This is a genomic window from Cellulosilyticum sp. ST5 (genome assembly GCF_046529625.1).
GTDB classification, from domain to species: domain Bacteria; phylum Bacillota; class Clostridia; order Lachnospirales; family Cellulosilyticaceae; genus Cellulosilyticum; species Cellulosilyticum lentocellum.
In genome coordinates, this window is sequence record NZ_CP132338.1 from 2,297,213 (window position 1) to 2,315,704 (window position 18,492).

Here is an 18,492-nt window from a genome sequence, read left to right on the forward strand (position 1 = left end):
TCTATTAAGCTGTTGCTTTTGTCATTTTAATAGATTTAGTATCATCAACTAATGCAATAACACCGTATCTATCGTAAACTACTGTATTATCTTTTGTTTCTACGTCACGATCTTGCTCTACACTACCATCTTTTTTAACAAAGAATTTGACAGCATCTTTAGTTGTAATATAAACCGTATCAGCGGGAACTAGTTTTGAGAATAGCACAGGAAGTCCTGCTACTGTACCGAATTGACCAGTATATAAGATTTCACCTTGCTTAGAAGCTTTGTAATCGGTATCTTTTCTAATTTCTTTTCGCTGTGTGTTCCCCATGATAACGAACATACCTTCTTCAATTTCTTGATCAATAACCGCTAAAGCATCTACAATGTGATCATATTTTAATAGTTCTGATTTAGGCCAAGTTGTATTGTTTGTGATTTTACCTAGTTCCTCGAAGTACTCACTCTTAATCTGATTTGTCATAGTATCAGCAGCACCCTTAGTTAATACATCTAACATGTATGGGTCTTTCATAACTTCCATATCATTGTAAACAAAAGTTTGTTGATAACGATTAACCGTATAATCAGTACCAACTAGAGTTGCCTTACCTTTAGCTGAATCTGTGTTTTTAGCACCCTTGGCTAATTTTTCAACACTTCCAGTGTAAGTGTATTTATTGATAGTTTTCTTCATACCTGCGGTTTCTGTTAAAGAATAATCCATTGTCATAAGGCTTCTAACTTCTAGTTGTGTATTTGTGATGTCCGTCATCTTATTTTCAAGTACAAAGTTATCGTAGATTACGTGAGCTGGATTCGCGAAAAATTGTAATGATAAAATAGTGTTTCTTGCTTTAGTAATAAACTTTTTCATAAACTTGCCCTCCTTTTGAGCATAAAAATAAGCGCTCTCTTAAGCGCCATAATAAGTTTTGTATAGTTCCGGATTAGATAAATAAAGCTTGTTTTGTTCGTAAAGTGGTAGCTTCTTAAACTCCTCTTTTGATACAACACCATCTTTATTATCTCCACCTCCGGCAGGTGGTGTTTTGCCTTTAATTCTAGTTTCTACTTCTGCTTTTACAGCTTCTTTAAAAGCTGTTTCAAAACTATTAATGTTAGCTAAAGTTACCTCGGCATCAGCACCAAGTAAGAAGTTTGCAAAAGAAGTAGATAAACCTCTTTCTTTAAGCACATTCTCACATTCTAGCTTATCCTCAGCCTGTTTAATTTTAGCTTCTCTTTCTTCAAGTGCTGCTAACTTCTTCTTAGCTTCTTCTTCTGCTCTTTGTGTTGCATCTAAATTAGCCAATCTGGCAGCTTCTGCTTTTTCTGCTTCTAGCTTTGCGTTATAGTCTTTTTCCCATTTAGCTTTTTCCTTAGCTAGTCGCTTAGCAATAATGTCATTAACTTGATCTTGGCTCAGTTGCTTGTCACCTTGTTTGTCGTCATCATTATTGTTATCATCTTCACCAGCAAAGAATTGTAAGTTAAACAATACAGCCTTAGTTACAGTTTCAAAATATCTATTTTTTAATTTCATAAATTACCTCCAATTTAACGTCTTTCGACTTATTCCTCAGTTTATAGCGTCATGGTGGACAATATAAATTTTACTTAATGGCTCGATACACCCCACCATGCAATCGAATATCCCACAAGTCACGCGTCAACCGCGCCCATATTAAAAAGCACTAGCAAGCTACTCTCTGCCACCTCCTAGTAACAGCTCATTCACTCATATAATCGCTAGTGCTTAAATTTGTTCTACATAATCAATATCTCTTAACCTGATAGCAATTTCTTTTCCATCTACTTTTTTGGCAATCAAGTACTCGTTATCTGCTTCTTCTTCATAAATATTCGACACATATTCTTTAAAATCATAATCAGTAACAACCTCAACACACTTACCTTTAAAATAAATTCTAATCGTCAACTCTTTCACCCTCATTCATTTCAACAATTATGCAACAGCGACAGTGTGGATGTAGAGGTGGTGGACTTCCACCTTTTAAGCTAAAAAGCTTACCCTCGTACTCGCTATAACACTCGTCACAGGCGTCAACTTCAAGCAACACTCTGTAGTATTCATATCCTCGTTCTATTGCTTTATTTATAGCAGCACTATTAAGTACACGCATAGTCTCAGTTCTTACAAGACGCTTACTATCACTTAAGCCTACTTCTAATCTACTCGCTAGGTCACGGCTTACACTCTTCCAGTCCTTACCTAGCACAGCACTATTAGTAATAACCCTTGTAAGCTGTTCTTTAAGTAAGTCTTGCCTTTTCCAAATACGGTCACTAAACGCAGCACCTTTAAAGTTGGCATTAGCTACTTCATATGCTGTTTGCGTATTCAGTAAACTAAAAGAACCACTTAAGACTTCACCGCCGAGATAACGAGCGGATTCCGTGAAAGTGGTTTCGTATAAAGATTGTAATTGTGTGTTTATAATGCTTATTTCTTGCTGCCCTAAACTTGTAAGTATCTTATTAATTTGTTCTTGCATTACGATATATCGACCATACTGGTAGAGCTGCCATTGACTAATTGAGCCATTTTGCAACATCTTAAGCCACAAGTCATTCACCAAGGCTTGTAATTCTTTGGTAGCCGACTTGTAAATCTTAAGTATTTCCTTATCAATTTTCTTAGTACCAAGCTTAAATTGATTTTCAATCAATCTTTCTTCCCAGTAATTAGTCCTCAATGCCATCACCACCAAGTAAGCTGTAAGTATCTAGATTTTTACGTTCTTTCTCTCTCAAAGTACGTTCTTTTTCACGCTGAGCATCACGCTTTTTGACTTCTTCCAGCGGGTTAGTGATACCTGGGATAAGACTAATTAAGCTTTCATCACATAGCAAGTCTCTAAGTTTGCTAATTGGGTCAGCTATACTTTCTAAACCTTGTGGGATGTTGCGATTAAAAGTAATCTCTATATCTCTATAGTCATAATTAGTATCAATACCTTTTACATTCAGCAAGTGTACTATTTTTTCTAGTCGCTGCTGCAGGCCTTTTTTAAACTTCTTCTCTTTCTTGCTTACGAGATCTTCTGTAGAAAGCAAACTATAGAATACGTGACTAGCTGTTGTGTGTGATACAAAGGCACTAGGGTCTAGGTTGGGTACCTTAGAAAGTTTGTGAATTTCATCAACGGTACGTTTCTTAGTGTTTTCACATTGAACGTCATTAGCATTTTTAGTAAGCCATTGCACAACAGCAGCTTGGCCGCTATCTCCGCTTGTGGCTTGAATAATACGATTGTTCTTCATGTCTTGAACACTAACACGATCAGTATCAATTTCACAGTTGGCGAACAATAAGTAGGCATCACTAAAATAATCTAACTCGTTAAGTGTATCAGAACACATCAAGTCATAGGCATCTATTAGGCTAATAACTTTCTCAAAGTCTCCCTCTAAAAAGTTGTTGTTGATGTACTCATTGATTTGAATGTACCCAAATACATTCTCCACGGTGTCTATAAGAGCTAAATCGCCTACGCTTGAACCTCTATACTCACTACAACCAACATCATCATATACCCATGTTGTTATGGTAGTAACGAGTGTTACTGGATCCTGCTCTTCACAATAGCGTATGAAGTACTTTAGGTTGTTTTCTACAGTACCATCATAAATCGGTATACTTTCCAAGGTGTTTAAACCTTTAAACCTCGTATACCCATCTTCATCAACGTACATAACCTCATAGGCCCTGCCGTAGATACTTTGGCTTTCCGCTATGGACAAGTCGTTATCTGCTGAATCATTATAGTTCATAACATTGTCAATTTCAGTATTTAATGTGTCATCTGCTACGGAATAAGCTACTGGCTTACCCACCATATAAGCCGATAAAGTATCGGTAATATATGCAGCATAAGCATGAGCCAACTTATTGTTAGGTTTACTCTCATCTTCAAAACTACGGTTAATGATCGTATCATTCTTAGCTTTATAGTAGCGTTCTAACTTTTTCAAGCGCGGCAACTCTTGCGCCTTAAACAACTCTATATATTTTTTAATTAAATCTAATGTTAGTTCCCCTCTACAAGCAAACATTCGTCACCTCCTTTACAATCCTAATATCGCTTTATTAAGCGTTTTAACTTTGCCTTTTCTCACTTGCTGAATACCATATCTCATAGCATCCATCAAGTGGTTATACTTCTCGATAGGTTCATTCGTGTACTCTCCAGTTTGCTTGTTTTTCTTCCAAGCATAGTTACTAAACTCAGTAATATGATTTTCACAGCTAGGGTGAACATATATTTTAAACTGCTGAATGTACTGTATACCTTGTAAAATTGAACCCTTACCTTTTACGGAACGTTTAATACGCTTAAGTCCATAATCAGATTTCAGCTCGTCAATACTTTTCTGCTCCTGGCAGTCTGCTATGATTATCTCTTTTGAGTAGCCTTTAGCTATTATCTCCCCAGCTATCTCATTGTTTTTAAGGCCCTTTTTGTAAATTTCATCAAATATGTGTATCTCACGCTTATCAGAGTCAACTTTAAATGCTGTAAAAGCACTAGGGTCATTGATATATCCAAAGTCCAATCCAAAACAAGCTACTCCACTTACTTCTCGCCAGTCAAAGTCTTTAATCTCATAAGCAAATATAAGCTTATCGAGAGTAGCAAAATCACCCTCCACATATATCTTGTAGTAGATAGGGTTACTATCTTTCATAGCCATAAGTGAATCTATATAGCTTTGTGGTAAGAATTTATTATCTTTAAAAGTAGTCTTAAGCACGAACATATTAGCCGGAGTGGTCTCCGGATTATCTCTGTGGAAGTACTTGTATACCCAATTATCTTTCGATACCGGATTAAAGCTGAAATACATTTGTAGGTTGTCAGCCTTTGCTCTAAGACGTAAATCTAATTGACTAATATCATCAAGCGTACATTCCGTACACTCTTCCACCCATATATCAGTAATACCAGCTATAGATTTAATTTTCTCTGGGTCGTCTAAACCTTTGAAAATAAAAATAGAGCCGTTCATCAGCTCTATAGTAAGGTCAGTCTTATTCACTTTGCATTGATCATATATTTTAAAGAATTGTAGCGTATCCTTAATCATCTGAAACGTAGAGTCTTTGGATGTATTACCAACTTTACGTATGATTAATATTTTGCGCTTACTACTCAAACCCTTAAGCACCAATTTTTGACTTAAAAAATGAGATTTACCGGAGCCTGCACCACCATATTCGCACTCATACCTATGTGAGTAATCAAATAAGTAAGGTAAGTATGTAGCATTGAAAATCTGTGGGTCTAATTTTAATTCCATGCGCCACTCACCACCCTTAGGTAGTCCGGATATTGAGCTTGTATATTTAATAAGCCGTAATACAACATTAAGATAACAGCGTCTAGTCTATCGCCAAGGTCACTATCAACTACAGTTACATCCATTATCCCTTTTGTCTGGTCCTGCTCATTAATCATCCAATCAACCATATTTAGTGCTGCGCCAACTAAAGCACTCACCCCGGCGCATGCAATGTCTTGCCCAGCAGGTGCCATATGTGCGTGGCCCTCCACTCTAAAACCATTATTTCGTATAGTTGCTGTTATCATAATTATCACCTTCTTTCGTATTCTAATACCTCTTACGCTAATTGTGAGCGTCGTATAGACGTTCTACAGTGTTCAATGTTCAGATGTTAGGGTAAATGTTAAGGCTTTTGTACGAGCGTTATAGATAGGGTTATTTTTGTGTAAAAATATTTTGAGCAATGATTCGCCCGCCCCAGTCACATGTCAAGGGTGGTGTACCCCATCTACGTACACATCATCTGCGTTGCTACGCTACTTTGTTTAGTCACACTGTTACTTTCATGTTAAATAACAAATGTGAAAAGTTATTTGTTATACGCTTAACATAATAAAAAGAGCGCAACCAATGACTATCAAAGGCTACACTCTTTCATATTCTTTATGTTACTATTCGCTAAAGAAAGCTATCGCGAAGAGTTACGTAACATCTAATCGTTGCTGTCCGCCAGTGTGATAACAATTTCGCTAGGGTTTTGCGTTACGTCTACTTTCGTGTCTAAGTATCCATTCAGCTTCATAATGTTCTCACAAGCCTTTAATGCTGTCCTGCTATCCTGACACTTCATAAGCTTTAACGTAGTTTTAATAGCATCCGACAATCCTTCCTCGTACAATCTTTCACATGCTGTTTGATAAGCTTTCTTAAACTTCTCGTTATCTAGCCACTTGTACAAAGTACTTCTAGGAATACCTAATGTCTCGCATGCTTTAGTCTTGTGTCCTCCGTTGCTTATAAGTTCATGGATCATGTCTATTTGTCTTTGCTCTAACTCTTCACAGTAAGCAAACGTACCGTCTGCATTACGTGGCTTATCTTGTTTATAACCTCGCTTGTATTCTCTTGCCATTTGCTCACATCCTTTCTTGAAATAAAAAAGAGATACTCTGCGATTGAGTACCTCTATTGTTTAGTTAGATATTTATTAAATAGATCTTCACTAGCTCTTGCTAGATTCTTTATAATATAATACTAGCATATATGCATAGGACATGCTAGGACATCTTTTCTAGCTTTTCATAGATTCTCTTGTATATCCTAGATGTATGCCTGTATGTATATCCTAGTATACAGGATATCTCTTCTAATGGCTTACAATCAATGTAATGCAATCTTATTAGCTTCTGTTCTTGATAGTCTAGCTTGCTAATCATGTCTATTACTTCTAACTCCTCCTCGGCTACTTTCCCCCATAATTCAATATACTTATCTCTTAGGTCTTTTAACTTACATAATGCTTCTGTAAGCTTATCATTATTCTCATGGCATATAGGCATGTTATCAAAGTTAGTACTGCTTACGCTAGTCATGCGCTCTTTTATTTCTGCTATTCTATATTCTAATTCTCTTGCTTGGTCTAGTAAGTTTGCATATCTTTGCAATTTTTGTTTAATATTCAAATAATTCACCTCTCATTTTAAAGTTAAACTCTGTAACCAACGTTAGTTACAGATATTTCTTATGACTATCAAGGCTTAAAACGTGTTTTGTAACCAAGTAACCGAAAAACCACGTTTCCCTAACTTATACAAATATATTTTTTCTACACACTAAATCCATAGTATAAATATTTATTTTTAAATGTTATATAATATTGGTTACATGGTTACAAGTAAACATAGTATTATAATATATATATGCTAAAGCATTGATAATCAACAAAATTTATGTTTACATAATCTGTAACCAAAGAAGTAACCAAAGTGTAACCTATTTGTAACCGATAAAAGTTATGTAAAACTTGCAAACAATATTTAAGATATTGCCTAAAATTATTTTAGAGTAGATTTGTTAAATATTTGTACTCTCAGACTAAATGACGCACCATTTTTCATATTTTGTTTAGATAAATTATGCTACTCTATGAATAAATATACTAATCTATCTTTATCCCAAACATGCCAAAAATAATTTCATTATCTTTAGGTTTGGCATAACTTTTAGTCATATCTGTAGACTTATGATGAGCTATTAATGCCACTTCTTCTATCGTAAAAGGTCTACCAATTTTCTCGCATAAATAATGACTTCCATTCAACATATTTTCTATTACGCTATGCCGAAAGCTGTGTGGTGTAAAGTATGGAGTCTTAGGATCAAGTTGCTTAAGTATCATATATAAGTCCCCAACCCAACCTCTAAGCGTACTAGTTTTTTCGGCTGGGCCATACTTGCTTTGCCAAAACGATTCATCTTCTCTCTTTACGCTTAGGTGTAGCTGTAGGCTCTCTTTTGCCCTGTCATGTAGTAGAATAAATTCATTTCTTCCGCCCTTGCATACAACTTTTAAATATCCTGCCTTAGCTGTTTCAACATTACTCACTTGTAAAACTTCATTGATTCTTGCCGCACTATCGTATAGAATATCTAGTAGGCACAGATGCTGGAACATTTTGTGCTCTAACAAATATGATCTCAATAGGTCGATTTGTGTTTGGCTTAGAAAAGCAACATCTCTCACAGGATTCTTTTCTAGGCCTTTTATACGTGCTGCCGGATTTCTAAAGTACTCTTCATACTCATCGTCGTCGTCTTCCGCATAAGACATCATCGTTCTTATTGCACACAACAATCTATTAATTCTAGCGTTACTTGCTCCTCTTTCTTCTACCATGAAGAATTTAAACTCATTAAAGTGCTTTTTCTTAAAATCTAAAACACTCATGTTATCGTTAGATAGCAGGTTCCAGCAAAAGAAGAACCGTAGATCATATCCATATTCCCTTATCGTTCTCTCTCCCTTTTTGTCTGCCTTACAATTTCTTAAATACTGCTGCATTAAACGTTTGTTAATATCTAGTACGTTTTCCCACCGCTCTTTGGTGTATAATACTCTGCTCATTTTATTGCTCCTAACTAGTTATAGTTAACGTCCCCAAGATGTTTACCACTAGTCTAAAAGTCGGTTTTCTATTCAAAGTACGCTATATCCCATAATGTCCAAATCAGTTTTCGCGTAATTACCATTTTTACCTTTGAGCCTATTTTAAATTCTCCAGAGTCAAATTCTCTAAAGATTTTATATATTACTCCACATTTACTAACCGTCACTATTTGACTATCAACCTTAACCACCTCAAAAACTCCACAAGCATTCACGTCTGTTATATCTGGCTTGAAGTTCCTTTTTCTCCTTGCATTGTCTAAACTTATAACCATTCAAATCACTTCCAAAGTCGAATTTGTTTCACGCATAACCATCCATAGTGCCTACTTGATGCCACGTTGTGTCATCGTAATTTCCGAATCTATAAATTTTGCCACTTAATGGTCTTTCTACTATTACCATTAAACCGTTATATGGGAACTGCTTCTTAATGGCATCCAATGTAATTGTTTCATCATATCCAAGTTCTGGTATTAATTCTGTTAGCCACTTAGGTTTAAGGACTTCACCATGTAACAGAACAATCACATTATCCATTCCCATTTTAGAAAAACTAATTTCACTAGGGTTTTCTATCTTCCTCATCTTTACCTCCTATGTAGAAGGTGCCAACCTAAGTCAGCACCCTATGTATTTATTGTTTCATTTCTGGTCTGTACAAGCTATTAGCAATGGCTCCATCAATATATTTGAACTCTCTTCCGCAACTAGGGCATCTCTTTAAGATTTTTAAGTTGATCTCATCACTGTCTTTTGATACTCCATTCTGTATTACCGCATTACAATTTCCACACATCATAGATACTGCTGTCATATCTCCTCTATCGTCTCCAAAATCTACACCTATAATAGCTGTATCATGCTTGTATGGTATTCTTATATCTGGCCTCACATTAATACCTCCTTAAAAATCAGATTTTATTTGATTAACTGTGGTATTCCTCTTTTACCCCACCATTTTTCAAGTTCTTGTTTTCTTGCTATGAATCTACTATTTGAATTTTCTTTAATAAATCCAGCTTGCATTTTTAATGTTCTTTTTTCATCAATAACTGCATCTACTAACTCTCTCAATTCTTCCTCTGCAAAGAAAAGCATATCTCTACAAAACAGTAATGCCACACGTAATTCCTCTTTATCTACATCTTTACCATCCTGAACGTCAATAATTACATCTAAGTAACTTCTCATTTCTTCACCTCTTCCAAACTTATTTTTTAATTACTCTCCTGTAGCTTGATACCAAGTATTACGTATCCATCTTTACAATACTCTTTGCTATCTAATACATATGTAACTTTTGCTTCTAAGAACCTACCAGTATATCCATGTTTAGCATTGTTTGCATTCTCAGGTTCATATTCTAATAATAAAAGTACATCACCTTTTTTGAAGTTTCTATCATTTTTTCTTACTTCAAAATTCTTTCCATTCATCCAAATATCATCAAAATAAGGTTGTACTGTTTTAAGTTGATGAACTTCTAATGTTCTTGGTAAACTTATCATCTTAGCTCCTCTCAAACTTATATTTTATTTACACCGGATTATTACATCTTCACAGATAGCTTCTTTGTATCTGCAATAGTTATAATCTTCATCCTCTTCTGGATCATCTTCGTGTGTTGCTGTACTACTTTCTGCAAGGTGTATATAATGTTCTACTTTAACATCTTGCAGTCTTGCATCTGTACATAAGCACAGATCGTCGAATGAATCGCCGCACCATTCTATGAGGGGGCAATCTCCACACGCTTGTTTTGGGATTTCACCTATCTTCATCCTTATTCCTCCAAACTCTGATTTGTTTTTATCCATTCACTCTTTTACAGTTTGGCTCTAATCCACCACCCAATTTTTCTTTACCACATTTGATGCATTTATTCATTCTCCTATGACCATTACAACGATTAATCATATCACCATGTATATTGTACAAAGTTTTAAATTCATGTTTGCAAAATAGTCTTTTTAGAAATTTCTTCATTAACTCGAACCCTTTCAATTTTGGATTTGTTTTGGCAAATAAATTGCTTTACAAAATTACTTCTACCATCCATAAGTAGTTTTCCATACAATTAAAATTCCAATAAATGTCCCACAACGAAATAAAAGTATCATTCATACAACCAGAAAACTCATTACCACAACATACATCCTCATGATCATCCATGAATCTCTGTAATGCGTCATAATTGATACCCTCTTCTACTGATATACCAAATGTTCCATATTCAAATACTATTGAACCCTTATGACCACAAAACATAACCTCATCATCTTCATATATACGCTTTTCGTTTTTACAAGTTAAACCTGTGTCTCTTTTCATATAGTTTCACTCCTCACCAAATTCTTATTTTTTCAAACAAAAAACCACCAACTGTTTATTAGTTAGTGGCAATACTTTTTAGAACTTCTTTTTCATTTTCCGCGACAACCGTAATAACAAGATTGGTTGACATTTGAAGTATTTCAGCAATTCTATTTTTGCATCTTTGAATAGCAGCATCATTAAATATCTGTAACTTGATTTTTTCTACTTCTTCTTGGCTAGAAAATTTATTAAGGGCACTCATATAATTCTTTTCTTGAATTGCAATAAGTTCTTGTAAATGGTTAATTTCAGCCTTTTCACTAACAGATAAATTGCACTCTATTTTCACTACTATATCATCCCCTTTTATCCCTTTTATAAGATTATACCACTAACCAATATTCGATTGTCAATGTACTAAAAATTCATTTTGTTTTTGTTAAAGCTTCATCTGTTGAAATTTACTATCTTCTGTTACTAGCATTTCCTCTTTAGCTCTTCTGTAAAAGTCCTTTGATATTTCAAATCCATAACTACTTCTGCCAAGTTCCATACATGCCCTTAATGTTGATGCGCTTCCACAACATGGGTCAATTACAACGTCTCCTGGATCTGTAAATGTCTCAATCAGTTTCTTTAGTACGTTTACCGGCTTCTGTGCTGGATGAATTTTAGGTATATCCTTACCATCTTTACCCCACTCAAACCAATTAAATACCATGTGCCCTGTTCCTCTGATGTTCTTTCCGTTTTCGTCTACTTGTAGTCCGTTTCTAAACTTAGGCAACCTATCTCTATAAAATAGCAATGCATATTCTGTTGCACCTACAACCCTCATATTTGCTTTTAATACTTGAGGACTATAATTCTTAATGAATACTAGCGGTATGTAATGCTTAAATCCATGCTTATCTGCTGCAAGTATTAATGTGTTAAGTTGTTCGAATGAACAAAATACGATCATGCAAGGTGAATCACTGCTTCTTCCTCTGTTCCCTGGCTTATCATCTTCTTTCTTTAGAAGCTTTGAACAGAAGTGAAAGTACTCATATAAGTTAAAGTTGAAATCACTATTGAATGCTGCCTTCTTTGCAAGTTTACTTTCACCATTTTTATTATCTCCACCTACATACCACATTGGGTTTGAACCATAAAAATTAGTTCCTATGTTGTACGGAACGTCTGCTATTACCAACTGCGCTTTAGGTATCCCATATCTTTTATAGTTTTGAAAGTTATCATTAAATAATTCTGTTTTCATTTTTATTTAGGAGGTTCCTTAAGGATTTATGTGGCCACGACCTCTTTTCCTCCTATTCTTTTTATCTAAACAAAAGTCAATTTGTACTATCTCTTTCTAAAATCCTTAATTCAATCTCACAATGTTCAATTACATCTCTCATTGTGTAGCTTACATAAAACCCATGATTCCATTTTCTGCTATAATCTTCAATTATGTCCTCAACTTTGTAAGTATATCTACACTTCTCTATGTACTCTCTAACTCTCCTATAAGACACCGCAACCTTGTCATACTTAAAGCACTTAAATCTATTTGTTTCATCTTCTGTAAGCCATACTGGATTGATATTATCGTTTAATTTACATCCACCCATATCATCAAGATTTCTACATTGCCAACATGGATAATCCTCGAACTTAATCATTAAACTCATCACCTCACTAAAAGATTAATTTGTACTTCAATTTTCCTTTATCTTCCGCTTGCCTCCCAATTAACTTCCATATATACTTGTCTAGGGATAGAGTTTCGAGTATATTTTTATCAAAAAGGCCTAGTATTTTCTAGTGCCTTTTTGTGCTACTATCAAAAAATTTTATCTGCATTTCTATTAATCAATAGTCTTTACATCCACAGGAATCCACATCTTAGGATTATAATTGAGAGTGTATTTGTATTTTGATACATTCTTTACACCTAGCTGCTCTACTACATATGTAACATTGTCACTTAGACCTACGAAGTGTTTTTGATAATAACCATCTTCATCTTCTACGATTATTTCCAGTTGCTGATCTGCTGTGTCTGCTGTTATAGACATCTTCCCTGTCATTTGAAAGAGCACATCACCCTCAATACAATTAATTACTGTAAGTTGTCTAATCACATTAAAGTTATCAGCTTCTTGTGATAGGTTGTACGATACTCTTTGTGATTCTGTTTGGCACCCTACAAATATTGTTGCCATTATTACCATTGCTGCTACCACTACTATTATTTTTTTCATCTTATTTTCCTCCGTTTAAAAAAGTTATTTTATCTTCCCCACCCATATGGTGTCATAATGTAATCGCTCTTAGTGTCACACTTAATAAAATCTTTAATCTTGCATTCACTGCATGGTATTTCATTACAGTGCCTTGCAATCATAATTGCTGCTTTTTCTAATTCTTCTTGTTCCTGATCATCTTCATTATCTTGCTCATCCGCTTCAGCATCTGGACCTTCTCCGTATTCTTTAGCACAAGCCTTGCTGTCAGGATATAGAAACATACAAGGTCCATTTGTAATGCTACACTCCCATCCATGCCATTCATCCGTTTGCTTTGCACATCTGCAACTCACGTTCATTCCCCCTTATCAACAAAAAACACTTTTATATATCTCTGAGTGGGCACCACTTAGGACTTGTCTTGTGCTCATTTCCTCTTATGTGTTTACATGTAACCGTTGGATGCTCGCATCTCCTATATGTTCGATTAGGGCATTTAGGTCCATACATGTGTTTACATTCCTTGCACTTTGGTACTGCCATATTCTCACTCCTTAAACAACAACACTTTGTTTTAACCACCAATATTGGGATTGGTACATTCCCATGTGTAATCTTTAAACTTTACTTCTTCATTTTTTATGATTGTACCTTTGTGTATTTCAATATCTTGATTAAATTCCATACCTCTCTCATATCCATAAATCTTAAAATCTACATTGTATTTTTCAGATATGCTTGCAAGTTCATGAGCTTCTATTCCCCATGCTTGCTTATACTCAAGAGCCAATACATCTTGCTCATAATCAAACCATATTTCATCTTCTTCTATAAACCCTCTCCTTGAGTCGTTAAGATAAAATCCACTCTTGCCAGTTTTTACAATCATGAAATACTCTTCTTCTTTAATCTCGGCTTCTTCTGAATCTGAAAAGTGTCCCATAGGTTTAATACCATTCTTTAGAAAATTGATAATATCTTCTTTACTACCTCTTACTTTTAATGTTCCCTCACACCAATTTGGCATTATCTATTCCTCCTTAATAAAAATCAACTTTGAGTTACTTAACCACTTTAATAACATGCTGATAGTAATAGCATTCCTCTAGGCAGCCTTTAATTTTGCCATAAAAATAATTACTAAATGTCCTCGTTACTTCTATTTCCACAACATTGTCATAGCTTATTCTGTACTCAACTACTTGCCCTACTTTGATGTTCTTTTTTAGCCACGAAATTCTACTCTTGCTTTTAATAACTGCTTCGTCTATCTCTATTTTTAGCTCTGGACATGGCTTTTCTTTTAATTTGGCCTTATCTGACTTTGCAGCAATAACCGCTTCTTTTTGCACTTTTTTAGCCATATCGTATAGTTTCTTATCAACTCTACTTACTAAATACAGCCTTTCTTGTGCCGCATATGCTGATATATTAGGAAAGCATTGTTCATTTGCTACTTTTAAAGTGCATTTATTTTTAATTATGTATTTAGCTATAACAATTCCCTCTCTTGCCCTATTAGGATTGCGTATTGGCATCTTTACACCCCTTTACTGCTTTCTTCAATTAACCGGTTAATATACCATACTGCCTTTTTTAAGTCCTCAACTCCGTTTTTATGCTTCCAGCGCCATAAATACTTAACTGCATTAGCTGTGCATATAGCATCTAAACCTTGTAGGTCGCTTGTGATGTCCTGCAATATATCTATGCATTCATATTTACCATGTGTGTAATGGCTTGGATGATTAACATTGTCACTCATTTAGCTTACTCCTTTCGTACTTACACTTTCTTTCAAGCTGCTCTAAAGCTAGTAACAGTAGTTCCTGCCAAAACGTACTACCTATATACATTTGAGATAATAGCCTATAGTCATCTGTGACCTTGTCCCAGTTTGTATCATCATAGTTGTCACTAAGAAAACTTTTAACTCTGTCTAGCATTTCATCTTCTTTTCTCATACATCACCTCTAGAATGGAAACTCTTCGCTGTCGTCTTCATATACTCTTTCCCAAAACTTCTGAGGTCCATATGCTAAGAATCGTCTAGAGCCTACTCCCTTTTTCCAACCTTTAATTTTTGATAGAATAAGAGCTATGTCACAGCTATCTTTTCTAGTTGGTGAAGTGTATTCGTTGTACAGAGCTTTTCTCCAAATTTCAAGCACACATACTTCTTGCTTATCCTCTAGATATTTTTCTATCATTCCAACCCTATAATCATCTTCAACAGCATTTTCTTGATGCTTTCTAATGTCATCTACAAGTGATTGGTCAGCAAAAGGTTTCAACTCGCCATTTCTGTATAAGTGTAATGCTTCGGCCCAACACTGCTTAATATCTGCAATAATTTCTTCTTTATGATCGTGTAGATAGTAGCCTGTGCAATTAACAGTAACAGGGTAGAAACGTCTATTACCTGTCTTATCTGTAAGAAATTCAGCCTTATTTGTGGTCCCTATGAATATGCAATGTCTTGGGAGCTTAGATATTCGTTTGCCATAGGCTTTCCTGTGTACATCTGTTCTGCACGTAATATAGGCTTTAACTGCTTCTACTTCTTTAGCCTTGGTTAATGCTAGCAGCTCTCCCATTTCACAAATCCAAGCCCCTTGCAAGATTTCAATGCCCTTCTGCCCCTCTATTTCCTTAACTTCTCTAAAGAAATCATCTTTAAGAGCTAACCACGATACAAAGCTGCTTTTTCCTTCACCTTGCTTTGTTCCAATCAAAACAGGCATATCATCAAATTTGCAACCTGGATTATATAAACGATGTATGCCACCAGCAAAGATAAGTCTGCTAACCTCTCTTGTATATACATCATTTTCTACCCCTAGCCATTTACTTAGAAGCATCTGTATTCTACTTACTCCATCCCATTCAATAGCTTCTATTATGTCTTTTACTGGATTATAAGCATTTTCATTAAATACGATATTTAAGGCATCATTCAGCTTCTTTTCGCTATAAATTCCATACCGTTGTTCTATATACTCTCTAGCATTGCTATCATCTACATCTAACCAACTTTCAATCTTGCCATTAACAACCTTTTCAGGCTCACTTGATAACTCATTGAAAAGCAACTTATCTTTAAATACTTCATCATTTTTTAGAATTGCTACATAGTTATTAATTGAATTTTTAATTGCACCTTTATCATTTCTCGAGAGATAAAAAGCTACTTCAATGACATTGCTTTTAGTCTCTTTGATAAATTTTTTATACTCTTTTCTATGCGCTGAAAGTCTTTTTTTAAATGCTGTTACAATTCCTAGTTGCCTAGCTACAGCCGTTAACCTTTCTTCTTCTTTCAATCTCTCTAATTCGTTCTCTATTTCAAATAACTCTATAAAAGTCTTGTCATCTAGTATATTAACCTCGTTTAATTCACTTGCTGTCTCTTGCAACATTAATAACCTCCTTCCTCTATTAAGTAATCAAGGTAAGCCTTTTGGTTTATGTAGTAGCACCATAGCTCGCTAAATGGCTCTAATATTCCAGGTAGTAGTGCTCTTACACATATTCTGTAATCTTGAGCTATGTGATCATATTCCTTCCTCTTTCTAGCTTCTTTCTTTTCTTCTTCTATGCGTTTATCTGCTATCATTTTGGCTTGCACATACTGTCCATATGTTGGACTGGTATTTGATAACCCAAAGCCATATAAGCTATCTATAAACCCTACGGCACCGCTAAAACTAGTACCTTTATATAACTGTACAAACTTAAATATATCTCCACCAGTTCCGCAACCTTGGCAATAGAAAACTCCTTTTTTATCATTTACGAAAAAACTAGGTGTCTTTTCTAAATGAAAAGGGCAAAGCATCTTGCCTTTAATTAACTTTGCCCCTGTAAGTCTTTCAACTAAGTCTGACATTCTTACTCGCTGTCTAATTTCTTCCTTTATGTAATTAGGATTCATCTAATCACTCCTAGAATGGCATATCGTCGTCCTCATCAAGGTTGGCAGGTGCAATGGTACTCATTGGTTGAACACCTTCTTCTCTTCTGCTTTCTGCGAAGTGTTGTTCTTCAACCACTACATCTACTGATGTGTGTTTTACTTTTTGTGCATCCTCCCATGTATTAACTTGTAGTCTACCAACAATTGCAACCATTTGACCTTTTTTAAAGTATTTCTCTGCAAATTCACCTGCTTTACCAAATGAAACAATATTGAAAAAATCTACATCCGGCTCACCAGGTTTAGTAAATTGTCTCCTTACAGCAATCCCATATCTTGCAACTGCAACTGGATTAGCTGATTGCGAATGGCGAACTTCCGGATCTCTTGTTAATCTTCCTAATAAAACAACCTTATTCATATCTATTTATCCTCCTTTGGTTTTTGTAAAAACACTCTTTTACCTGTGGTTACATTTTTAATTGACAAGCCATCTATTGAATTCCCATCATAAGTTATTCTTTCTACTACAAACTTATCATTACACGTCTTTTTACCGTTAAATTCCTTTATATTACAATCTGCGGCATTCACCCAAATAAAAGGTGCAGTATACAACTCTCTGCCAATTCCCCAGTTAAAACATGATCTTTTGAAACTATCACTAGCCTGTCCTTTTTCCTTTTCTGTATTGCTTTCTGTACCTACGTCTTGTTTCCATACCCATTCAGCCGAACCATCTTTGCGTTCAAAACGTATTCCTACATTACAAAAAAGATTTCCATTTACTATCTCATGTCTACGTTGCCAGCTATCTACTCCCACCGTTTCATCAAGAATGTTCATATCACACCTTGCATCTTTGTAGAGTAGTAGCACTAAGCCGTTAGACTTAACAGACTGCACTCTACATTCAATTTCTTTTGCATCAAGCTTTCTAAATACCATAAATTCACTCCTTATTTATACCTATACCTATTTCCAGTTAATTTTTTGTAATTTCGATAGTACCACCAAAATTCCTCTAATATATTGACCGCTGTTTCCATGTTGTCTTTTAAGAATATAGTTCTAAAATTGTATCTATTCCCACATTGCCAAGACCTTATGGTGTTATAACAATGTTCGCCTATATTTTTTACTTTCCTATTCTGCTTTTCCATGTCTCTATCACTTACTTTAGCTTCTTTAAGCTTTTTTTGACTTGGACAGTTCTCAACAATTAATACACATTGGTTAGCAAGCCTTGACATTGCAAAAAACTCCTTTTCTATACGTGTTCTATCGTGCATTACATTCCCATATAGTTCATCTACATTAGCTTTTCGCTCTATAACACATGATTGAGAGAAATCTCTGTCATCAATTAAGAAGCTGTAGTCTGCAAAGTCTAATTTCCTAACCTCATATTTAACATTTAGATCATTAAGTCTATCGATTATGTGCTTGTTTTCTTTTTCTCTTGTGTCAATTAAAATTGTGACTTTTTTTATAAATTCCTTTTTGTCCATATATCCCCCTTCTAGCCATATAAACAATTCTTATGAAAAACATCTACTTGC

32 protein-coding genes are annotated in these 18,492 nt (G+C 35.0%); all 32 read right to left on the reverse strand.

Features of this window, described 5'->3' with window-relative positions:
- Positions 1-4: 4 nt before the first annotated feature.
- Positions 5-862 carry a hypothetical protein gene (locus QTL86_RS11205; protein WP_410497216.1) on the reverse strand — a complete coding sequence of 286 codons (858 nt, stop codon included), beginning with the start codon at positions 860-862 and terminating at the stop codon, positions 5-7.
- Between the two features lie 39 nt (positions 863-901).
- On the reverse strand, positions 902-1,531 hold the full coding sequence (locus QTL86_RS11210; protein WP_410497217.1) for a DUF4355 domain-containing protein: 630 nt from the start codon (positions 1,529-1,531) through the stop codon (positions 902-904).
- 213 nt (positions 1,532-1,744) lie between these two features.
- A complete protein-coding gene (locus QTL86_RS11215) occupies positions 1,745-1,927 on the reverse strand; it encodes a hypothetical protein (protein WP_013656002.1) in 183 nt (60 codons plus the stop codon).
- Complete coding sequence (locus QTL86_RS11220; RefSeq protein WP_410497218.1) at positions 1,917-2,705, reverse strand: hypothetical protein; 789 nt, start codon at positions 2,703-2,705, stop codon at positions 1,917-1,919. The genes QTL86_RS11215 and QTL86_RS11220 overlap by 11 nt, the downstream gene beginning before the upstream one ends.
- Positions 2,695-4,065: a phage portal protein gene (locus QTL86_RS11225; RefSeq protein ID WP_410497219.1), complete on the reverse strand. Its 1,371-nt coding sequence runs from the start codon at positions 4,063-4,065 to the stop codon at positions 2,695-2,697. Before QTL86_RS11225 ends, QTL86_RS11220 begins: the two co-directional genes overlap by 11 nt.
- A gap of 12 nt (positions 4,066-4,077) precedes the next feature.
- Positions 4,078-5,310, reverse strand: coding sequence for a PBSX family phage terminase large subunit (locus QTL86_RS11230; RefSeq protein WP_410497220.1), 1,233 nt, complete (start codon positions 5,308-5,310; stop codon positions 4,078-4,080).
- Positions 5,301-5,600 (reverse strand): ribosomal-processing cysteine protease Prp, encoded by a 300-nt coding sequence (locus QTL86_RS11235; RefSeq protein WP_410497221.1) that lies wholly within the window; start codon positions 5,598-5,600, stop codon positions 5,301-5,303. The genes QTL86_RS11230 and QTL86_RS11235 overlap by 10 nt, the downstream gene beginning before the upstream one ends.
- A 407-nt stretch (positions 5,601-6,007) precedes the next feature.
- The gene (locus QTL86_RS11240; protein WP_013655997.1) at positions 6,008-6,427 is read right to left on the reverse strand and encodes a phBC6A51 family helix-turn-helix protein; all 420 of its coding nucleotides are present in this window, start codon (positions 6,425-6,427) and stop codon (positions 6,008-6,010) included.
- Between the two features lie 145 nt (positions 6,428-6,572).
- Complete coding sequence (locus QTL86_RS11245) at positions 6,573-6,977, reverse strand: hypothetical protein (RefSeq protein ID WP_410497222.1); 405 nt, start codon at positions 6,975-6,977, stop codon at positions 6,573-6,575.
- A gap of 476 nt (positions 6,978-7,453) precedes the next feature.
- Positions 7,454-8,419, reverse strand: a complete 966-nt coding sequence (locus QTL86_RS11250; protein WP_410497223.1) for a tyrosine-type recombinase/integrase — start codon at positions 8,417-8,419, stop codon at positions 7,454-7,456.
- A 68-nt stretch (positions 8,420-8,487) separates the two neighbouring features.
- Complete coding sequence (locus tag QTL86_RS11255; protein ID WP_410495033.1) at positions 8,488-8,736, reverse strand: hypothetical protein; 249 nt, start codon at positions 8,734-8,736, stop codon at positions 8,488-8,490.
- A gap of 28 nt (positions 8,737-8,764) precedes the next feature.
- A complete protein-coding gene (locus QTL86_RS11260; RefSeq protein ID WP_410495034.1) occupies positions 8,765-9,049 on the reverse strand; it encodes a hypothetical protein in 285 nt (94 codons plus the stop codon).
- Positions 9,050-9,098: 49 nt separating this feature from the next.
- The gene (locus tag QTL86_RS11265; RefSeq protein ID WP_410495035.1) at positions 9,099-9,356 is read right to left on the reverse strand and encodes a hypothetical protein; all 258 of its coding nucleotides are present in this window, start codon (positions 9,354-9,356) and stop codon (positions 9,099-9,101) included.
- Positions 9,357-9,382: 26 nt separating this feature from the next.
- Entirely contained in the window at positions 9,383-9,655 is a 273-nt protein-coding gene (locus tag QTL86_RS11270; RefSeq protein WP_410495036.1) for a hypothetical protein, read from the reverse strand.
- Between the two features lie 26 nt (positions 9,656-9,681).
- Entirely contained in the window at positions 9,682-9,972 is a 291-nt protein-coding gene (locus QTL86_RS11275; protein ID WP_410495037.1) for a DUF3850 domain-containing protein, read from the reverse strand.
- A gap of 24 nt (positions 9,973-9,996) precedes the next feature.
- Positions 9,997-10,281: a hypothetical protein gene (locus QTL86_RS11280; RefSeq protein ID WP_410495038.1), complete on the reverse strand. Its 285-nt coding sequence runs from the start codon at positions 10,279-10,281 to the stop codon at positions 9,997-9,999.
- Complete coding sequence (locus tag QTL86_RS11285; RefSeq protein WP_410495039.1) at positions 10,274-10,450, reverse strand: hypothetical protein; 177 nt, start codon at positions 10,448-10,450, stop codon at positions 10,274-10,276. Before QTL86_RS11285 ends, QTL86_RS11280 begins: the two co-directional genes overlap by 8 nt.
- A 48-nt stretch (positions 10,451-10,498) precedes the next feature.
- Entirely contained in the window at positions 10,499-10,795 is a 297-nt protein-coding gene (locus QTL86_RS11290; RefSeq protein ID WP_410495802.1) for a hypothetical protein, read from the reverse strand.
- A gap of 58 nt (positions 10,796-10,853) precedes the next feature.
- Positions 10,854-11,129 carry a hypothetical protein gene (locus QTL86_RS11295; protein WP_410497224.1) on the reverse strand — a complete coding sequence of 92 codons (276 nt, stop codon included), beginning with the start codon at positions 11,127-11,129 and terminating at the stop codon, positions 10,854-10,856.
- A 90-nt stretch (positions 11,130-11,219) separates the two neighbouring features.
- A complete protein-coding gene (locus tag QTL86_RS11300; protein WP_410495042.1) occupies positions 11,220-12,041 on the reverse strand; it encodes a DNA-methyltransferase in 822 nt (273 codons plus the stop codon).
- A gap of 76 nt (positions 12,042-12,117) precedes the next feature.
- Positions 12,118-12,447, reverse strand: coding sequence for a hypothetical protein (locus tag QTL86_RS11305; RefSeq protein ID WP_410495161.1), 330 nt, complete (start codon positions 12,445-12,447; stop codon positions 12,118-12,120).
- A gap of 186 nt (positions 12,448-12,633) precedes the next feature.
- Positions 12,634-13,029 carry a hypothetical protein gene (locus QTL86_RS11310; RefSeq protein WP_410497225.1) on the reverse strand — a complete coding sequence of 132 codons (396 nt, stop codon included), beginning with the start codon at positions 13,027-13,029 and terminating at the stop codon, positions 12,634-12,636.
- Between the two features lie 29 nt (positions 13,030-13,058).
- Positions 13,059-13,367 carry a hypothetical protein gene (locus tag QTL86_RS11315; protein WP_410495799.1) on the reverse strand — a complete coding sequence of 103 codons (309 nt, stop codon included), beginning with the start codon at positions 13,365-13,367 and terminating at the stop codon, positions 13,059-13,061.
- 221 nt (positions 13,368-13,588) lie between these two features.
- Positions 13,589-14,041, reverse strand: a complete 453-nt coding sequence (locus QTL86_RS11320; RefSeq protein WP_013655983.1) for a hypothetical protein — start codon at positions 14,039-14,041, stop codon at positions 13,589-13,591.
- Between the two features lie 34 nt (positions 14,042-14,075).
- Entirely contained in the window at positions 14,076-14,552 is a 477-nt protein-coding gene (locus QTL86_RS11325) for a hypothetical protein (protein WP_410497226.1), read from the reverse strand.
- A gap of 2 nt (positions 14,553-14,554) precedes the next feature.
- Positions 14,555-14,779, reverse strand: coding sequence for a DUF3310 domain-containing protein (locus QTL86_RS11330; RefSeq protein ID WP_410497227.1), 225 nt, complete (start codon positions 14,777-14,779; stop codon positions 14,555-14,557).
- The gene (locus tag QTL86_RS11335; protein ID WP_410497228.1) at positions 14,772-14,978 is read right to left on the reverse strand and encodes a hypothetical protein; all 207 of its coding nucleotides are present in this window, start codon (positions 14,976-14,978) and stop codon (positions 14,772-14,774) included. The genes QTL86_RS11330 and QTL86_RS11335 overlap by 8 nt, the downstream gene beginning before the upstream one ends.
- Positions 14,979-14,987: 9 nt before the next feature.
- Positions 14,988-16,433 (reverse strand): VapE domain-containing protein, encoded by a 1,446-nt coding sequence (locus QTL86_RS11340; protein ID WP_410497229.1) that lies wholly within the window; start codon positions 16,431-16,433, stop codon positions 14,988-14,990.
- Complete coding sequence (locus QTL86_RS11345; RefSeq protein WP_410497230.1) at positions 16,433-16,948, reverse strand: CHC2 zinc finger domain-containing protein; 516 nt, start codon at positions 16,946-16,948, stop codon at positions 16,433-16,435. Before QTL86_RS11345 ends, QTL86_RS11340 begins: the two co-directional genes overlap by 1 nt.
- Before the next feature lie 10 nt (positions 16,949-16,958).
- Positions 16,959-17,351, reverse strand: a complete 393-nt coding sequence (locus QTL86_RS11350) for a single-stranded DNA-binding protein (RefSeq protein ID WP_410497231.1) — start codon at positions 17,349-17,351, stop codon at positions 16,959-16,961.
- Between the two features lie 2 nt (positions 17,352-17,353).
- Complete coding sequence (locus tag QTL86_RS11355) at positions 17,354-17,878, reverse strand: Rad52/Rad22 family DNA repair protein (RefSeq protein ID WP_410495053.1); 525 nt, start codon at positions 17,876-17,878, stop codon at positions 17,354-17,356.
- Between the two features lie 11 nt (positions 17,879-17,889).
- Complete coding sequence (locus QTL86_RS11360) at positions 17,890-18,441, reverse strand: ERCC4 domain-containing protein (RefSeq protein WP_410495054.1); 552 nt, start codon at positions 18,439-18,441, stop codon at positions 17,890-17,892.
- Positions 18,442-18,492 lie beyond the last annotated feature (51 nt).

Excerpts from the sequence above, each read along its gene's own strand:
- QTL86_RS11325 (WP_410497226.1), bottom strand. The coding sequence starts at position 14,552 with ATGCCAATACGCAATCCTAATAGGGCAAGAGAGGGAATTGTTATAGCT.
- QTL86_RS11270 (WP_410495036.1), bottom strand. The coding sequence starts at position 9,655 with ATGAGAAGTTACTTAGATGTAATTATTGACGTTCAGGATGGTAAAGAT.
- QTL86_RS11205 (WP_410497216.1), bottom strand. The coding sequence starts at position 862 with ATGAAAAAGTTTATTACTAAAGCAAGAAACACTATTTTATCATTACAA.
- QTL86_RS11230 (WP_410497220.1), bottom strand. The coding sequence starts at position 5,310 with ATGGAATTAAAATTAGACCCACAGATTTTCAATGCTACATACTTACCT.
- QTL86_RS11310 (WP_410497225.1), bottom strand. The coding sequence starts at position 13,029 with ATGAAAAAAATAATAGTAGTGGTAGCAGCAATGGTAATAATGGCAACA.
- QTL86_RS11210 (WP_410497217.1), bottom strand. The coding sequence starts at position 1,531 with ATGAAATTAAAAAATAGATATTTTGAAACTGTAACTAAGGCTGTATTG.
- QTL86_RS11340 (WP_410497229.1), bottom strand. The coding sequence starts at position 16,433 with ATGTTGCAAGAGACAGCAAGTGAATTAAACGAGGTTAATATACTAGAT.
- QTL86_RS11250 (WP_410497223.1), bottom strand. The coding sequence starts at position 8,419 with ATGAGCAGAGTATTATACACCAAAGAGCGGTGGGAAAACGTACTAGAT.
- QTL86_RS11225 (WP_410497219.1), bottom strand. The coding sequence starts at position 4,065 with ATGTTTGCTTGTAGAGGGGAACTAACATTAGATTTAATTAAAAAATAT.
- QTL86_RS11285 (WP_410495039.1), bottom strand. The coding sequence starts at position 10,450 with ATGAAGAAATTTCTAAAAAGACTATTTTGCAAACATGAATTTAAAACT.
- QTL86_RS11345 (WP_410497230.1), bottom strand. The coding sequence starts at position 16,948 with ATGAATCCTAATTACATAAAGGAAGAAATTAGACAGCGAGTAAGAATG.
- QTL86_RS11290 (WP_410495802.1), bottom strand. The coding sequence starts at position 10,795 with ATGAAAAGAGACACAGGTTTAACTTGTAAAAACGAAAAGCGTATATAT.
- QTL86_RS11300 (WP_410495042.1), bottom strand. The coding sequence starts at position 12,041 with ATGAAAACAGAATTATTTAATGATAACTTTCAAAACTATAAAAGATAT.
- QTL86_RS11320 (WP_013655983.1), bottom strand. The coding sequence starts at position 14,041 with ATGCCAAATTGGTGTGAGGGAACATTAAAAGTAAGAGGTAGTAAAGAA.
- QTL86_RS11275 (WP_410495037.1), bottom strand. The coding sequence starts at position 9,972 with ATGATAAGTTTACCAAGAACATTAGAAGTTCATCAACTTAAAACAGTA.
- QTL86_RS11350 (WP_410497231.1), bottom strand. The coding sequence starts at position 17,351 with ATGAATAAGGTTGTTTTATTAGGAAGATTAACAAGAGATCCGGAAGTT.
- QTL86_RS11240 (WP_013655997.1), bottom strand. The coding sequence starts at position 6,427 with ATGGCAAGAGAATACAAGCGAGGTTATAAACAAGATAAGCCACGTAAT.
- QTL86_RS11280 (WP_410495038.1), bottom strand. The coding sequence starts at position 10,281 with ATGGATAAAAACAAATCAGAGTTTGGAGGAATAAGGATGAAGATAGGT.
- QTL86_RS11330 (WP_410497227.1), bottom strand. The coding sequence starts at position 14,779 with ATGAGTGACAATGTTAATCATCCAAGCCATTACACACATGGTAAATAT.
- QTL86_RS11260 (WP_410495034.1), bottom strand. The coding sequence starts at position 9,049 with ATGAGGAAGATAGAAAACCCTAGTGAAATTAGTTTTTCTAAAATGGGA.
- QTL86_RS11355 (WP_410495053.1), bottom strand. The coding sequence starts at position 17,878 with ATGGTATTTAGAAAGCTTGATGCAAAAGAAATTGAATGTAGAGTGCAG.
- QTL86_RS11255 (WP_410495033.1), bottom strand. The coding sequence starts at position 8,736 with ATGGTTATAAGTTTAGACAATGCAAGGAGAAAAAGGAACTTCAAGCCA.
- QTL86_RS11360 (WP_410495054.1), bottom strand. The coding sequence starts at position 18,441 with ATGGACAAAAAGGAATTTATAAAAAAAGTCACAATTTTAATTGACACA.
- QTL86_RS11335 (WP_410497228.1), bottom strand. The coding sequence starts at position 14,978 with ATGAGAAAAGAAGATGAAATGCTAGACAGAGTTAAAAGTTTTCTTAGT.
- QTL86_RS11305 (WP_410495161.1), bottom strand. The coding sequence starts at position 12,447 with ATGATTAAGTTCGAGGATTATCCATGTTGGCAATGTAGAAATCTTGAT.
- QTL86_RS11235 (WP_410497221.1), bottom strand. The coding sequence starts at position 5,600 with ATGATAACAGCAACTATACGAAATAATGGTTTTAGAGTGGAGGGCCAC.